Source organism: Gordonia jacobaea (assembly GCF_965344965.1).
Lineage (GTDB): Bacteria > Actinomycetota > Actinomycetes > Mycobacteriales > Mycobacteriaceae > Gordonia > Gordonia jacobaea.
Genome location: NZ_CBDRLS010000001.1, coordinates 1,213,362 through 1,228,692, shown reverse-complemented (window position 1 = coordinate 1,228,692; position 15,331 = coordinate 1,213,362). Strand labels below are relative to the sequence as shown.

Below are 15,331 nucleotides of genomic sequence, written 5' to 3'. Positions count from 1 at the left end.
ACGATCCCCGCGATGTGAGTTACTCGAAGCATGACCGATTCCACGGCTGTCGACTCCATTCGCGCTCGCGTCCACGAGCTGATGCCACAGGCCCGCAGCGACCTCGCCGAGATGGTTGCCTTCAAATCCGTCTACGACCCCGCCGGAGAGCCACCGCCCGACTGCGACGAGATGGTCGAGTGGCTGATTGCGGCGTTCACCGAGGTCGGGGTGCACGACGTCGAAGCGCATGTGACCGCCGACGGAAGCAAGGCCGTGACCGGACACATCCCCGGACCGCCCGGCGCGCCGACCGTGCTGCTCTACTTTCACCACGACGTGCAGCCGCCGATGGACCTCAACGCGTGGAAGTCGCCCGCATGGGAGCTCACCGAACGCGACGGCCGCTGGTACGGGCGCGGTGCGGCAGATTGCAAGGGCAACATCGCCGTCCACCTCACCGCGCTGCGCGCACTCGCGGGCGAGGCCGGAGTGAACATCAAGATCATCGGCGAGGGCTCGGAGGAGCAGGGCTCGGGAGGCATCGAGGACTTTGTGCCGAAGCATCCCGAATTGCTCGACGCCGATGCCATTCTCATCTGCGACTCCGGCAATTGCACTGTCGGACAACCGACTTTGACGACGAGTCTGCGTGGTGTCGCCAACGTGGTCGTGAGTGTCGAAACACTGGAATCGGCAATGCATTCGGGCATGTTCGGGGGTGCGGCTCCCGACGCCTTGGCGGCATTGATCTCGATGCTCGCGAGCTTGCGCGACGAGCACGGCAACACCACGGTCCACGGGCTGGACGCCACACAGGAATTCGACGGTATCGACTACCCCGCGGAGAATTTCCGACGCGACGCCACCGTGCTCGACGGCGTCGATGTCGTTGGCTCCGGCCGTATTTCGGACATGGTGTGGGCGCGCCCCGCCGCCACGGTGCTCGGCATCGACTGTTCGCCGGTCGTCGGGTCGTCGGCCGCGGTGACTCCGCGAGCACGTGCACGCATCAACCTGCGGGTGCCGCCCGGCATGGACGCGAAGGTCGCACAAGACGCGCTGATCGCGCACCTCGAAGAGGTCGCGCCCTGGCACGTCAAGATCTCGATCGAGCGTGAGGCCATCGGGGCGCCGTTCTCGGGCTCGACCGAGGGGCCTGCTTTCGACGCGTTGGTCGACGCGATGAGTTCCGCATACGGGCGCGACGTGGTCATGCAGGGGCAGGGTGGATCGATTCCACTGTGTACCGTGCTGCAGCAGACCTTCCCCGACGCCGAGATCATGCTGCTCGGCGTCGAAGAGCCGTCGTGTCTGATCCACGCGCCCAACGAGAGTGTGGACCCGTCGGAGATCGAGAACCTGGCCATCGCGGAGGCCTTGTTCCTGCGCGACTACGTGCGGCCGGAGTAGTCGACGACTAAAGCTTCTCGCCGCTGAAGCGTTGCAGGAGTAGGCCTTTCAGTTCGGGGCGACTTGCGGCGACAAGGGTGAACGTCGCTTCGCGGGAGAGTCGGTCGGCGTCGCTTCCGACAATCAGTGCGCGGCCGCCGTCTGCTGCCACGAGCGCGGCGGCGGCGTCGACGGCCAGTTGCGCTCCGTCGGCGCGTGCGGCGAGCAACGCGTCGGCGTCGGCGAGTGAGGTGTCGAGGCGGGTGCGGATCTCGCTGCCGCGCTCGCGGAGTCGTCGTGCCTGCGCGGTTGCGCCACCGCGGTCGAGCAGCGCTGTGCATCGGCGGATAATTCCGAACGGCAGTGCGCCGTTGAGTCGGATGCCGATGTTCTGGTTGGCGAAGAAGGCGTCGAGCGCGACTCTGCTGACCACGAGTGCGTCGGGAACCGGCAGCGAATCGACGCGCAGGCTGACGGTGTGCGACGCGTTGGCCGCGGTGAGTCGCATCGGCGAGACCGTGATGGCTGCCGACATCGGGTGCGTGGGAACGATAGCGGCGATGACGTCGTCGGTGTCGACATCGCGCGCGGAGATCTGCAGCAGGTCGATGTGGCCCCACCCGCTGACGAACGGCGCGTAGCCCGAGAAGACCCAGCCGCCGTCGGTACGCGAGGCACTCATCCGTGGCGGTGTTGGCACGGCACCCGCGTAGGCGACGCCCGCGCGAGTGCGGCCTGTCACGGCGTCGTCGAGGAGTTCGGTGCGTAGGGCGTCGTTGGTGGTGCTTGCCAGCGAGATGACGACGCCGTGGTGCTGCAGCCAGGTGAACGCCGTGGAGAGGCAGCCGCTGGTGAGGACTTCGATGATCTCGATGACCTGAGTGAGTTCGAGCCCGGGCCCGCCAACTGTTTGCGGTGCTGCGACGCCGTACAGCCCGGCGTCGGCGAGTGCCGTCCAGTGGGAGGCAGGCACCTCTCCCGTGCGGTCGACCTCTGCTGCGTCGGGAAAGAGGAGGTCGTCGGCGATGCGGTAAGCGGCGTCGATGAGCGCGGTGGGGCTTGGCGCGGTGTCCACGCGTTCAGGGTAATCGGCCGGGCGGCGAACTCGAGCCGAGCTCGCCGCCCGGATTGATCAGACGGCCCGGGTGATCAGACGGTGCAGAGCGGCGAGTAGTCCGAGCGGCCACCCGTGATGGGGGAGATGAGGAAGGTGCACGAGTTGAAGCCCAACGACTCCGTCTTGAGCCGCAGCATGTGCAGCTGCTCGTTGCTCACGACCTTTTCTCGGCTCAGCACGAAGCCCGACAGTCGGTACGGGTCACCGACGATCGCGTACTCATAGGGACCCTTCGGATCCTTGCCATCCGCGACCCACGCGATCACGTAATTGGGGAACGAACCGGTGTTGATCGTGTTCGGGATTCCCGGAAAAGAGACTGCCAGCGCGGCATTGCTCTTCTTGGGATCGACGACCGTCGCTTTTCCCTTGATTCCGTCGGGTTGTCCGGTGAAGCTGGTGCATTTGTTGTCGACGCCGACCGTCGTCGAGTTGATCAGTGTGTAGGTGGCGTTGGTGTCCTTGGCGCAGCGGATTCCGTAAAACGCCGGAATGGTGGCCTGCTGCCACCAGGTTCCGAGGTAGCGCTCGACGTCGAGGTTCTTCACCGGCTGGAGCGTGGTGTCGGCGCGTGCGGGCGCGGGTATCGACAGCAGCGCTGTCATGGCGGCGAGCAGTGCTGTGGCGAGTACGACGAGAATCCGGACGGGACGCTGCGTGTGCATCGGACGACTCCTGGGGTCGGGTGGGGTCATGGAACGTTGCAGGATTCGACGCCGATGACACGGCGGATTGGTTCGCAGGCCACGTCTGTCTCGCAAAGAGTGCGGTCCCGATCAGCGGCTTGCCCGTTTTCAGTCATTTTCTCACCGACCTTCGATGACGACCTGGGCTTTTGCCGATCGACACCGCCCCAAATGACTGAAAACGGGAATGACTGAAAACGGGCGAGCCCTTGTCCAGGGCTCGCCCGCTTTGTTGTGAGTTGGCAGGTCAGGGAGTCAGCGTGTCAGACGACGTCGGGTTCCCAGGTGGACACGGCCCAGATGACCACGATGTCGAGGACGATGATCAGGATCGCCCACCACGGGTTGTAGGGCAGCCAGAGGAACTGCGCGATGATCGAGAGGGACGCGATGATGATCGCCGAGACTCGCGCCCATCCGGAGCCGACCGCCAGGCCGCCCGCGACGATGATCGCGATGATGCCGATGATCAGATGAATCCAGCCCCACGTGGTGAGGTTGAACTTGTAGATGTAATCGGGAGTGGCGACATAGAGGTTGTCGCCCGCGATCGCGGAGATACCGGCGAAGACTCCGACGATGCCCGCCACGAACAGAAGTGCAGCGGCCACGACGGTGATTCCGAATGCGGTGCCTTGTTTCGCCTCGTACTTCTCGAACTCACTACTCATGTGCCCGTACCTTTCGCATTGTCGATTCTGATGAATTGGTCGCGCTGGTCGAGAGGTGATTGTTCTGGTTCGGACACTAGTGACCACAGGGGCAGATGTGTCCTTTTTGTGTGGGAGTGATGCCAAACCTTGTCTCAGAATGCGTTGTTCTGAGTCCTTGGGCGATCACGGTGGTCGGATTGTGTTCCCGTGATTCCCGGTGCCCGCGTCTGAATTCGCGCTGTGCGGCCGCCTGTTCGTGTTGGCTGCAATCGGCACTCTGACCAGGCGATTTAGTGGCTGGGCGGTCGCGGGGGTAAGCTATCGCAGGTTGCACACGGGGTGTGGCGCAGCTTGGTAGCGCGCTTCGTTCGGGACGAAGAGGTCGTGGGTTCGAATCCCGCCACCCCGACAACGGATCTGGTTGAACCCGATCCGACAGAGCTTCTTGTGGTTGAGAAGTAGTAGCAGGCCCTGACCCGGAGTGATCCAGGTCAGGGCCTCCTCGTTTGTATGGGGCTATGGGTTTCTATGGGGCTATCGCGTTTTTCTGCGGGGCTGTCCGCCTCGAGCCGTCAGCTCGTCTCGGAGGCCAGCTGCGGCAGCGAGTGGTCTTCGTCGAATTCGGCGTCGCCGTGCGAGACCGGAGTGAGCGTCAGCAGGCTGGCCTCGGGGCGGCAGCAGAACCGCGCGGGCGCCCACGGTGAGGTGCCGAGTCCGGCGCTGACGTGCAACTTCATCGACGTGCCCCAATTCGACGGACCCTTGACGCGGGAACGGTCGAGGTGGCAGTTGGTGACAATGGCCCCGATGCCCGGCAGGCAGAGCTGTCCGCCGTGGGTGTGGCCGGCCATCACGAGGTCGTAGCCGTCGTCGGCGAAGCGGTCGAGGACGCGCGGCTCGGGTGAGTGCGTCAATCCCAGGCGCAGGTGCGCGAGTGGGTTCGGGCGCCCTGCGATGGTGTCGTAGCGGTCGCGCTCGATGTGCGGGTCGTCGACGCCCGAAGCGACGACGCGGACCCCGGACACCTCCAGCTCGCGTACGGAGTGCGTCGCGTCGAGCCAGCCGCGCTCGATGAACGCCGCACGCAGATCCTGCCAGGGCAGCGGGGTGCCGTGTGTGCGCTCGTGATCGGTCTTGAAGTACTTCAGCGGGTTCTTGGGGCTCGGACCGAAGTAGTCGTTGGAACCGAACACGAAAAGCCCTGGGCGCGAGAGCAATCCACCAAGCGACTGGATTACGGCAGGCACCGCGCCGGGGTGGGCGAGGTTGTCGCCGGTGTTGACGACGAGGTCGGGTTCGAGCGACTCGAGCTCAGACACCCACGCCTGCTTGAGGCGCTGGTTGGGCGTCATGTGGAGATCGCTGATGTGCAGGACGCGCAGCGGTGCGGCGCCCGGTTCGAGGACCGACATGGTGGCGTGCCGCAACGTGAAGGCGTTGCGCTCGATCACCGTCGAATAGAAGAGTCCCCCCGCGGCGAGGCCCGCCGCTGCGCCGACCGCACGCGCGGTGCGGTGCGACGCCAGTTGCTCACGGAACAGCCCCGAAGGAGTGGACGACGCGATAGACGAGATTGCGGCCCGCACCCGTGATGCGGCATCCGAGTGGACATCAGACATTCACCCAGGATACGCGCCACGGTGGTCGGCCAACCACCTCAACAGCACGCCTCGGCGAGCGCATGCCGGCGAGCTCAGCCCTCCGGCGTCAAAGCCGGGGAGCCCCACCGGTCGGCGTCAGCCGGGGAGCTGAATCACCACCGGACCGACGCCCGGTACCTGCACCGTGGTCTGTGTCGGGCCGGGGCTGTCGCCGCTGTCGTTCTTTCTGCCGTTGCTCACGTAGATCGTGACGGTGCTGCCGGGCATCGCCGAGTCGGACGGCGCTGTGAACACCACCGTGCCCTGCTGCCTGCCGCTGTCGACCTCGAGCTGGTTCACCTTGAAGCCCGCTTCTTGCAGACGCGACGTCGCGTCGCTGGCGGGCAGCCCCGTGACCTGCGGTATCCGACCGCTGTTGTTGCCGTTCATGTAGCGCGGGTCGGCGGGTGGGAGGCTGACCGGACCGAACTTCGTCGCGATCGGGGTGAGTGCCGAGTACCACGTCCGAGCGGGTTCCATGCCGCCGTAGATGTCGCCTTCGCCGCACAGCCGTGCCGGTCCGGAGCAGACACCCGACGGGTTGGGGCCGTCGGAGTAGACGTAGGTGGCCGCAGCCATCTGGTTGGTGAACCCGACGAACGCCGCCGAGCGGTGTGCTTCCGTCGTACCGGTCTTGCCCGACATCGGAAGGTTCCAGCCCGATGCGCCTGCCGCGCCCGCGGACGTGCCGCCGCCCCTGTCGTCCTGGCTCATCAGATTGGCCATCGTGTTGGCCATGCCGGGTTCCACGACCCGTTCACATCCGGGCGGATTGAACGCGACCGGAGTGGTCGCGGGCTTGCCGTCGGGGTCCAGGACCGGGTTGCCGTACTGGTCGCGCTTGATCTTGCTGATCGACTTGATCGGGTTCGGTGGGCACCACATGCCGCCGGAACCGAGGGTCGCGGCGACGTTCGAGAGCTCGATGGCGTTGACCGGCCAGGGGCCGAGGGTGAACGAACCGAGATTGCCGTCCTTGACGTACTGCGCGATGCTCTTGTCGCCGAAGCCCGATGAGCCGGGCACCGTGTACGAACGCATGCCGAGGCGGACGGCCATATCGACCGCGGGCTTCACACCGACCTGCTGCAGCAACTTGACGAAGGCCGTGTTGGGCGACAGTGCAAGTGCCTGCGTGATCGACATCGACGCCGGGTACTTACCGTCGTTCTTGACGCAGTAGAAGTTGACCGGGCAGCCGAAGGCTCCGCCGCTGTCGCCCATGCCCTCGACTGCGATGCTGCCGGGCACCGGGATGTTGGAGTTGCCCGGCAGACCCTTCTCGAGGCCCGCGGCAACGGTGAAGATCTTGAAGACCGAGCCCGCGCCGTCGCCGACCAGCGAGAAGGGTTGCGGCTGCACGGTCTGGGATGCGTTGGCGTTGAGTCCGTAGTTGCGGCTCGACGCCATCGACAGGACGTCGTGCGAGCGGGTGCCCGGCCGGATCACGCTCATGACAGCGGCGACACCGTCGGCGTCGGGGCTGACGTTGGCTTGCGCCGACCGCACGCTGTTGCGTTGCACCTCGGGGTTGAGAGTGGTCTGGATGATGTAGCCACCGCGCGTAACCGACGATCGCGACATGCCGTTCTCGGCCAGGAACTGCAGTGCGTAGTCGCAGAAGAAGCCGTTGTTGTCGGCGCCGATACAGCCCTGGACGGGCGTCCGCGGCTGGGGGAGAACACCGAGCGGAGCCTTCTTGGCTGCCTCGAGCTCTGCGCGCCGCTCGGGGAAGTTGACGATCATCGTGTCGAGGACGGTGTTGCGTCGCTCGGTCGCCGCCTCGGGATTGCTGTACGGATTGAGTGCAGAACTCGACTGAACCATGCCGGCGAGCAGTGCCGATTCGCCGACGTCCAGATCCTTGGCGCTCTTGCCGAAGTACGTCTGTGCCGCAGCCTCGATGCCGTACGCGTTGTTACCGAACGGCACCACGTTGAGGTAGCGGGTGACGATCTGCTTCTTCGCCTCCTGCTTGGCGGCGGCGTCGTCGAGTCCCTTTCGTTTCGCCTCGTCGCGAAGCGACTGTTCCATCGTGAGCGCCATGCGCACCTCACGCAGCTTGCGCGCGGGCGTCGTCTCGATGGCTGCCTGGCGGTCGGCTTCGGTGCGGGCGAGCACGAGGAGTTGGTAGTTCTTGATGTACTGCTGATCCAGCGTCGATGCACCCTGCTGTACTTCGCCCGACGACGAGTTCTTGAGGAATGCACGGATCGTGCCCTTCCAGTCGACGCCGTCGTGCTCGAGGAAGCGTCTGTCCTCGATCGAGATGATCGCGCGGATCATGTCGGGGGAGATGTCGTTGTATCCGACCTGGTACCTGTACTGGTCGAAGAGTCGCGCGATGGGTGTCCCCGCCGCGTCGGTCATCGTCGTGACCTCTGGCAGCGTTCCGCTGAGCAACTCCGACGAGACGTTCTCTACTGCCGACGCCGCGCGGTTCGACGCGATACCCACGCCGCTGGCCGCGGGATAGAGCAATCCGGCAACAAGCACGCCGGCCAGCACGCATGCCCCTGCGAGCGACCACAGCTTCTTCGACTTCGGCACATCGGACAGGATACGTGTGATTTCTGAGACAACCGCGTGGCCCGCCGATGAGGTGCCCGACGGTCTGCTCCGGCGCGCAACGTCGGCCTGAATCCGCACCCGGCGCGTCGAGTCGATGGGGTCTTTGTCGGCGGTTTTGTCTGTTTCCCTGCGAGTTTGCACGGTTGTGCCAGTTTTCTCCGGTTCAGGGGTTGCGGACGCATGCACAGATCCTTAGATTGAGTGCAGAATGTGACTCACATAACAACGGAGACCAGAAGTGGTACGGGCATCTACGAATGGTCGACCGCCGCGGAATCGGTGACGTGGTGTGGGAGGCGAGCATTCGCCGGCAACGACGCAGGGTCGTTGTGCCGGGCACGGGTCGCGCACAGCGCGCAACGACAAGGGGCGCGCACAGCGCGCAACGACAAAAAGACAGGGGTCGGCTCATGGCGACAGCGGCGGTATCGACCAACGAAACTCGACTGACGTGGGTGGCACGGGCGCGTTGCCGTGGCGAGGATCCCGATGAACTCTTCGTTCGTGGAGCGGCTCAGCGGAAAGCCGCAGTCATCTGCCGCCACTGCCCGGTGCAACTCGAATGCGGAGCCGACGCTCTCGACAACCGCGTCGAGTTCGGAGTGTGGGGTGGCATGACCGAACGTCAGCGTCGTGCGTTGTTGCGTCAGCACCCCGAGGTGACCTCGTGGGCAGAGTTCTTCGCTGCCCAGCGCCGACGCCGCGAGGTATCCGTCGGCTGATCTCGCCCCGGGTTCAACCCCAGGGTGAACGGGGAAACCCGTTGCGCAGGAACGAGATTAGCAATGCATTGAGTGCGTCGGGTTGCTCAGCGGGCACCATGTGACTGCCCGGCAGTACCGCCAGACGTGCATGCGGGAGTGCGGCTACGACAGCCGAACTGTGATCGAGTGTCACCTCGTCGCGGTCTCCCTGCAGAACCATCGTCGGAGTCATGATCGACGTCAACGAGTTCAGATCTATCCGCGGTTCCGTGGCGAACAGGTGCTTCATCTTCGCGTCGAACGTCGTGAAATGGTCGGCGCCGTCGGGCGAAAGCGCAGCGTACTGCGACCGCAGGCCCGCCATCGCACTCCCGGAATCGAGAAGTTCGGTCAGCGGGCTGTCGGCAACCTTGCCGTCGTCGTTGTAGTACTGGCCGATCAACACCATGCGCGTGATCTCCTCGGCGCGATCGCGCGCCGCCAATAAAGCGACAGCGGCGCCGTCGCTCCAGCCGACGAGATGTGCCGGACCCTCGACGTGACGCTCGAGGTAGGCGACCGTGTCGTCGGCCATCGCCTGATACGTGATCGGGCCGTCGACGTCGGGCGTGCGCGCGTGCCCCCGACGTTCGGGGACGTGCACGCGGAATCCGGCCTCGACCAACACCGGCGCGGTGAGCGCCCACGACGACGCCCCGCCGTACCCTCCGTGCAGCAGGACGACGGCCGGTCCACTCCCCGCGACCTCGTGCCATTCGCGGTGGCCTGCGACGTCGACGTAGGAGCCGTCGAATCCGCGGAGCGTGGCGGTCGGCTGCGTGCGTGCCTGCCGACGTTGCGCCATCAGATGTTCAGCCCCTGCCGGTGATCTCTTCCGCGACGGCGTGCAGCGCGTCGAGGTCGGCGACCTCGAACGGCAGCGACGGAACGCCGACGATCGGAACCGTCGGGTGCGACGCGGTAAATCGTTGCAGGAGGTGCAGTTCGCGCTTGCCGGTGGCCGCGCGCGCGGCGTGCAGTCTGAGCACGCCCTCGGTGAGGTCGTCGGTGACTCGTTCCAGAGCGACGTGGGCAGCCTCTTCGGAGATGCTCGTCAGGTTGGGGTGTGTGCGGTTGAGGATCAAGCCCGCCAGGGGCATCGACTCCTCGCTGAGACGGTCGACGAAGAACGCGGCCTCGCGCAGGGCGTCGGGTTCGGCCGCCGCGACCACCGCAAACCGGGTGCCGGGTTGTTTGAGCAGCTCGTAGGTGCGCAGTGCGCGCTCCTGGAAGCCGCCGAACATCGAATCCAGTGACTGCACGAATGTCGCGACGTCGCGCAGCATGTCGCCGCCGATGATCGTCGACACACCTCGCATCGCGAGGCTCATCGCGCCGGTGACCATGCGCCCGACGCCGCGTCCGCCGCCGACGAGCACCTTCATCAGGCGTCCCGACAGGAACGAGCCGAGGCGTTGCGGGGCGTCGAGGAAGTCGAGTGCATTCCGCGACGGTGGGGTGTCGACGACGATGAGGTCCCAGCGATCCTGCTCGAGCAGCTTGCCGAGCTTCTCCATCGCCATGTACTCCTGCGTGCCGGAGAACGACGACGCGACGGTCTGATAGAAGGAGTTCTCCATGATCGCCGCCGCGCGCTCGGGCGTCGAATGTTCGAGCACCATGTCGTCGAAGGTGCGTCGCATGTCGAGCATCATCGCGTCGAGCGAACCGGAGCCGTCTGCTGTGACCGGTGAGACGGTGACCGGCTGAGGGTCGTTGGTCAGCTCGGTCATGCCGAGCGACTGCGCGAGCCGTCGAGCGGGGTCGATGGTGAGAACCGCGACGTTGCGGCCGTGCTCGGCGGCGTACACAGCCATCGCGGCGGCGGTGGTCGTCTTGCCGACACCGCCTGCGCCACAACAGATCACGACGCGGGTTTCGGGGTCGGTGAGAACGGAGCCCATCTTGAGGTCGAGCGGCATCACGCACCGGCTTTCTGCAGCAGGTTGGCCAATTCGTAGAGCGAGCCGAGGTCGATGCCCTCGTCGAGCAGCGGTAGCTCGAGTGTCGGCACCTCGACCTCGTCGAGCTGAGCCTTGGCGACCTGCTGGGCCTGCAGGCGCGTCGCGTGCTCGATGCTCTCGGTGAGCAGACCCGCGAGGTCGGCCTCGGAGACCGGCATCTGCGCGTCGGCGAGACTCGACGCGATCCTCGGGGCGTCGATGACTCCCTCGGCGATCGCGTCGATCTCATCGGCAGGGAGGTAGACGGGACTGACCTTGTTGATGATGAGCGTGCCGACGTTGACGTCCTTGGACCGCAGGTCGTCGACGGCCTCGACGGTTTCCTGGATGGGCATCGCCTCGAGAAGTGTCACCAGGTGGACGACGGTCTCTTCCGAGTGCAGCAGCCGGGCGACGCCGTCGCTCTGATTGCGGATCGGTCCGGTCTTCGCCAGATCGGCCATCGCGGTGGTGACGTCGAGGAAGTTGCCGATCCGGCCGGTCGGCGGGGCGTCGACGACGACGGCGTCGTACACGCGGTTGCCCGCCTTGTCGGTGTGGATGATGCGCTCTTTGATCTTGCCGGTGAGCAGCACGTCACGGAGGCCGGGCGCGACCGTCGTGACGAAGTCGATTGCGCCGATGCGCTTCATCGCGCGCCCGGCGAATCCCAGGTTGTAGAACATGTCGAGGTATTCGAGCAGGGCGTGCTCGATGTCGATGGCGAGCGCCCACACCTCGCCGCCCCCCTCTGCGGTGGCGATGCGGGTGTCGTTCGGTGGGAGGGGCGGGATGTCGAAGAGCTGCGCAATTCCCTGACGTCCCTCGCACTCGACGAGCAGCACCCGTTTGCCGTCGGCTGCCAGCGCCAACGCCAGGGCTGCTGCGACGGTTGTCTTGCCGGTTCCGCCCTTGCCGGAGACAAAGTGCAGGCGCGCACGTGAAGCGCTGTCCGGCCAGGTGTTCTCGGCTTCGTCGGCGGTGCCTGGCAGTGTCTCCCCGTCGGCTGTTTTGTCGGCCACAGGTTCACCTTAGATGCTGGGTGTCTCGGGATAGGGTGGGTCCATGACTGAAGTGACCGCCTGGGAGTACGCGACGGTGCCGCTGCTGACGCACGCCACGAAACAGATCCTCGACACCTGGGGTGCCGACGGATGGGAACTGGTCAGCGTGCTGCCCGGTCCGACCGGCGAACAACACGTGGCATATCTCAAGCGACCCAAGGGCTGAGGAGCGTTCCATGAGCTGGAGTGAGCGACTTCCGCAGATCGGCATCGTCCTGCCTCCCGCAGCCAAGCCGGTGGCCAATTACGTTCCGGCCGTGCGCATCGGGAACCTGGTCTACACGTCGGGGCAGTTGCCCTTCGTGTCGGGCAAACTCGAGTTCCGGGGCAAGGTCCATGAGGGTGCCGACGGCACCGTCACCCCGGAACAGGCGGTCAGTGCTGCCAGGCAGTGCACGCTCAACGCGTTGTCGGCGATCGACGCGCTCGTCGGACTCGACTCGATCACTCGCATCGTGAAGGTGACCGGATACGTCGCCTCCGGTCCGGGCTTCTCCGGCCAGCCGCAGGTGCTCAATGGAGCGTCGGATCTGCTCGCCGATATCTTCGGCGAAGCCGGTGTCCACGCGCGTTCGGCCGTCGGCGTCGCCGAACTGCCGTTGGCGTCGCCCGTCGAGGTCGAGCTGATCGTCGAGGTCACGCCCGAGTCGTGATACCCACCGACTGGTGAGTCTCGACGTCGTAGTCCTCTTCGTCGCGGCTGTCGCCGCGGGTTGGGTCGACGCCGTCGTCGGCGGTGGCGGGCTGATCATGATCCCGGCGTTGCTGATCACCAACCCCGGACTGGCGCCGGCGACGGCGCTCGGGACCAACAAGCTGATGGCGATTTTCGGGACGTCGTCGGCCGCGTGGCGCTACTCGCGTCGGGTACCGATGGATATTCGACGTCTCGCCCCGGTCTTCGCCTGCGCGGTCGTCTTCTCCGCTCTGGGTGCGCTCGTCGCGGGTCTGCTGCCCGCCGACGTCTTCACCCCGATCGTGCTGGTCTTGCTGGTCGCCGTTGGTCTGTTCGTCGCTCTCAATCCGCGCTTCGGCTCCCACGAGATGACGGGAAAGTCGCGCCGGTCGATCATTCTCGGGCTGGCGATCTGCGGTGTCGTCATCGCGTTTTACGACGGCGTGCTCGGACCTGGCACCGGCACGTTCCTGATCATCACGCTGACGGCGCTCGTCGGCACGAGCTTTCTGGAGAGTTCCGCGATGGCCAAGGTCATCAACACCGGAACCAACCTCGGCGCGCTCGCGGTGTTCGCGGCGCAGGGGAACGTGATGTGGCTGCTCGGCCTGGCACTGGCCGTCGGAAACATCGCGGGCGCGCAATTGGGTTCGCACATGGCGCTCGGGCGGGGGAGCTCGTTTGTGCGGTGGGTGCTGCTCGCGGTCGTCGTCGTGATGGTCGCGAAGCTCGGCTTCGACATGTGGAGCAAGTAGGGAGCAGCGGTCGGTCGTCGTGGGAGGGCGGCCACATGCGGCCGATGTGAGCCGCATTACGCTGTGTGCATGACGAGTCCAGGCGATCGTGACGACCTCGCCACCACCGCATCCGACGCCACCACCGCATCCGACGCCTCCGGCACGCCCGACGCCGAAACCGATTCGGGCGTATCGCATCCCGCGTACGGGGTGCTGCGTGAGGTGACGCCGTTCGCGTCGGTTCTGTTGTGCGAGAACCCCGGAATGATGGAGCTCGACGGCACCAACACGTGGGTGCTGCGTGCTCCGGGAAGTGCCGAGTGCGTCGTCGTCGATCCGGGGCCGCGCAAGCACAAGAAGCATGTCAAGCGCATCGCGGAGCAACCGGGAATCGCGCTGACGCTGATCACGCATCGGCACGGCGACCACACCGGAGCAATCACGGCGTTGCACAAGCACACCGGCGTGGCGACGCGGGCGCGGCTTGCTGAACACTCGCGTGGCGCAGCACCTCTCGCCGACCGCGAGGTCATCGAGATCGCCGGGCTGAAGATCACCGTGCTGCACACGCCGGGCCACACCGGCGATTCGGTGAGCTTTCTCGTCGAGTGGGAGGACCAGCGCGCGGTTCTCACCGGCGACACCATCCTCGGAAGTGGCACCACCGTGCTGGATCCCAGCGACGGCACGCTGCGCGATTACCTCAACTCGTTGAACCGGTTGATCGTCGAAGGTGAGGGCGCGGCACTCCTACCCGCGCACGGCCCCGACCATCCCGATCTGGGTCCCGTTGCGCGGTACTACAAGAAGCACCGTGAGGATCGGCTCGACCAGATCGTCGCCGCACTCGACGACATGGGTGTCTCGGCGAAGAAGGCGAAGCCCATGAAGGTGGTCCGCAAGGTCTACGCCGACGTCGACAAGAAGCTCTGGCCTGCCGCACGTATGTCGGTCAAGGCGCAGTTGGAGTACTTGAAGGCGACGTAGGAAGAACTAGCGCGCGCGGCGTGCGAGGCGCTCGGAGTCGGCGATCAGGACGCTCTTGCCCTCGAGGCGCAGCCAGCCGCGCTGTGCGAAGTCGGCGAGAGCCTTGTTCACGGTCTCGCGGGATGCGCCGACGAGCTGGGCGATCTCTTCCTGGGTCAGGTCGTGGGTGACGCGCAGTGCGCCGCCCTCCTGGGTGCCGAAGCGCTGTGCGAGCTGCAGGAGCTGCTTGGCAACGCGTCCGGGAACGTCGGTGAAGATCAGGTCGGCGAGGTTGTTGTTGGTGCGGCGCAGGCGTCGGGCCAACACGCGGAGCAACTGCTCGGCGATCTCGGGGCGATCCTTGATCCAGGCGCGTAGCGCGTCGCGGTCCATCGACACTGCGCGGACCTCGGTGACCGTGGTGGCCGACGACGTGCGCGGGCCCGGGTCGAAGATGGAGAGCTCGCCGAACATGTCCGACGGTCCCATGATGGTCAGCAGGTTCTCGCGTCCGTCGGGCGAGCGTCGTCCGACCTTCACCTTGCCCGACAGGATGATGTAGAGGCGGTCTCCTGGCTCTCCCTCATGGAAGATCACGTGTCCACGCGGAAAATCCACGGGCTGTAGTTGCTTGGTCAGCGCCGCGACAGCGGAGGGCTCCACACCCTGGAAAATTCCCGCCCGCGCCAGTACTTCCTCCACCTAAGGAACCTTTCTCATCGGCCGCGTGAACGACACACGCACTCAGTAACGCTACTCTCGCCCTGAAGCATATGTGTTGGATGGGTCACTAGCGCCACTTTGGGGCCGTGTTGCGCGTGCTGAATTGATGTTCCGGCGGGGCCTTGTGGATCGTGGAGATCGGCCTACGAGGGCGTGATCATCGGATGGTCGACGACGTCGACGTGGTTCGCTTCGTGTGTCGGACGAGGGTTGCGCTCAGCTCGCGCGACGCTCGCGCAGCTCGTCGAGCGCTGCCGGAAAACCGTCCCTGGCCAGCGTGTCCACGTGCTGTGACTCGGCTGATTGCAGAAACTCCTCGACGTTGTCGCGGGAGACGCTGAGCCGGTCCGTGTGGTGCTGAACCTTCTCCATCGCGAGTGCGAAGAGCATCAACACAGCAGGGAAGAGCAGTGCGGCGAGTCCTTGCATACCGATCAGTAA

At 65.6% G+C, this 15,331-nt stretch carries 16 protein-coding genes and 1 tRNA gene; 7 read left to right on the top strand and 10 right to left on the bottom strand.

Annotated features, from left to right (window positions below):
• Positions 1-30: 30 nt before the first annotated feature.
• Positions 31-1,392 (top strand): dipeptidase, encoded by a 1,362-nt coding sequence (locus tag ACRVY7_RS05705; RefSeq protein WP_431816308.1) that lies wholly within the window; start codon positions 31-33, stop codon positions 1,390-1,392.
• Positions 1,393-1,399: 7 nt separating this feature from the next.
• Here the strand turns inward: ACRVY7_RS05705 and ACRVY7_RS05700 are convergent, their stop codons facing one another.
• The 3 genes from ACRVY7_RS05700 to ACRVY7_RS05690 all read right to left on the bottom strand — a co-directional run bounded on the left by ACRVY7_RS05700 (position 1,400) and on the right by ACRVY7_RS05690 (position 3,845).
• Positions 1,400-2,446 carry an acyl-CoA dehydrogenase family protein gene (locus ACRVY7_RS05700; RefSeq protein ID WP_431816307.1) on the bottom strand — a complete coding sequence of 349 codons (1,047 nt, stop codon included), beginning with the start codon at positions 2,444-2,446 and terminating at the stop codon, positions 1,400-1,402.
• A gap of 74 nt (positions 2,447-2,520) precedes the next feature.
• A complete protein-coding gene (locus tag ACRVY7_RS05695) occupies positions 2,521-3,153 on the bottom strand; it encodes a lipocalin family protein (RefSeq protein ID WP_431816306.1) in 633 nt (210 codons plus the stop codon).
• A gap of 284 nt (positions 3,154-3,437) precedes the next feature.
• A complete protein-coding gene (locus ACRVY7_RS05690; protein WP_005208248.1) occupies positions 3,438-3,845 on the bottom strand; it encodes a DUF7144 family membrane protein in 408 nt (135 codons plus the stop codon).
• A 317-nt stretch (positions 3,846-4,162) separates the two neighbouring features.
• Here ACRVY7_RS05690 and ACRVY7_RS05685 point away from each other — a divergent pair.
• Positions 4,163-4,236: transfer RNA gene (locus ACRVY7_RS05685), tRNA-Pro, on the top strand.
• 163 nt (positions 4,237-4,399) lie between these two features.
• Here the strand turns inward: ACRVY7_RS05685 and ACRVY7_RS05680 are convergent.
• Together ACRVY7_RS05680 and ACRVY7_RS05675 are read right to left on the bottom strand one after the other, a co-directional pair.
• Positions 4,400-5,446, bottom strand: a complete 1,047-nt coding sequence (locus tag ACRVY7_RS05680) for a metallophosphoesterase (RefSeq protein ID WP_270484645.1) — start codon at positions 5,444-5,446, stop codon at positions 4,400-4,402.
• Between the two features lie 117 nt (positions 5,447-5,563).
• On the bottom strand, positions 5,564-8,017 hold the full coding sequence (locus tag ACRVY7_RS05675) for a penicillin-binding protein (RefSeq protein ID WP_431816305.1): 2,454 nt from the start codon (positions 8,015-8,017) through the stop codon (positions 5,564-5,566).
• A gap of 431 nt (positions 8,018-8,448) precedes the next feature.
• Between ACRVY7_RS05675 and ACRVY7_RS05670 the strand changes: the two genes are divergently transcribed.
• The gene (locus ACRVY7_RS05670; RefSeq protein WP_049700561.1) at positions 8,449-8,760 is read left to right on the top strand and encodes a WhiB family transcriptional regulator; all 312 of its coding nucleotides are present in this window, start codon (positions 8,449-8,451) and stop codon (positions 8,758-8,760) included.
• Between the two features lie 13 nt (positions 8,761-8,773).
• Here ACRVY7_RS05670 and ACRVY7_RS05665 read toward each other — a convergent pair whose 3' ends face one another.
• Genes ACRVY7_RS05665 through bagA form a run of 3 tightly spaced genes read right to left on the bottom strand, consistent with a single transcriptional unit; the run spans position 8,774 to position 11,746 of the window.
• On the bottom strand, positions 8,774-9,586 hold the full coding sequence (locus ACRVY7_RS05665; protein WP_431816304.1) for an alpha/beta fold hydrolase: 813 nt from the start codon (positions 9,584-9,586) through the stop codon (positions 8,774-8,776).
• 7 nt (positions 9,587-9,593) lie between these two features.
• Positions 9,594-10,703 (bottom strand): ArsA family ATPase, encoded by a 1,110-nt coding sequence (bagB, locus tag ACRVY7_RS05660; RefSeq protein WP_064867284.1) that lies wholly within the window; start codon positions 10,701-10,703, stop codon positions 9,594-9,596.
• Entirely contained in the window at positions 10,703-11,746 is a 1,044-nt protein-coding gene (gene bagA / locus ACRVY7_RS05655; RefSeq protein ID WP_049700565.1) for an ATPase BagA, read from the bottom strand. The genes bagB and bagA overlap by 1 nt, the downstream gene beginning before the upstream one ends.
• A 43-nt stretch (positions 11,747-11,789) precedes the next feature.
• Here bagA and sp36 point away from each other — a divergent pair, with 43 nt between their 5' ends.
• The 4 genes from sp36 to ACRVY7_RS05635 all read left to right on the top strand — a co-directional run bounded on the left by sp36 (position 11,790) and on the right by ACRVY7_RS05635 (position 14,188).
• Positions 11,790-11,954: a Sp36 family protein gene (sp36, locus tag ACRVY7_RS05650; RefSeq protein WP_005208255.1), complete on the top strand. Its 165-nt coding sequence runs from the start codon at positions 11,790-11,792 to the stop codon at positions 11,952-11,954.
• A 10-nt stretch (positions 11,955-11,964) separates the two neighbouring features.
• A complete protein-coding gene (locus ACRVY7_RS05645) occupies positions 11,965-12,441 on the top strand; it encodes a RidA family protein (protein WP_064867288.1) in 477 nt (158 codons plus the stop codon).
• 13 nt (positions 12,442-12,454) lie between these two features.
• On the top strand, positions 12,455-13,219 hold the full coding sequence (locus ACRVY7_RS05640) for a sulfite exporter TauE/SafE family protein (protein WP_431816303.1): 765 nt from the start codon (positions 12,455-12,457) through the stop codon (positions 13,217-13,219).
• Positions 13,220-13,288: 69 nt separating this feature from the next.
• Positions 13,289-14,188, top strand: coding sequence for an MBL fold metallo-hydrolase (locus ACRVY7_RS05635; RefSeq protein WP_431816302.1), 900 nt, complete (start codon positions 13,289-13,291; stop codon positions 14,186-14,188).
• A gap of 6 nt (positions 14,189-14,194) precedes the next feature.
• Here ACRVY7_RS05635 and ACRVY7_RS05630 read toward each other — a convergent pair whose 3' ends face one another.
• Entirely contained in the window at positions 14,195-14,869 is a 675-nt protein-coding gene (locus tag ACRVY7_RS05630) for a Crp/Fnr family transcriptional regulator (RefSeq protein ID WP_005171581.1), read from the bottom strand.
• 237 nt (positions 14,870-15,106) lie between these two features.
• Positions 15,107-15,319 carry a hypothetical protein gene (locus tag ACRVY7_RS05625; RefSeq protein WP_005171585.1) on the bottom strand — a complete coding sequence of 71 codons (213 nt, stop codon included), beginning with the start codon at positions 15,317-15,319 and terminating at the stop codon, positions 15,107-15,109.
• Positions 15,320-15,331: the final 12 nt, after the last annotated feature.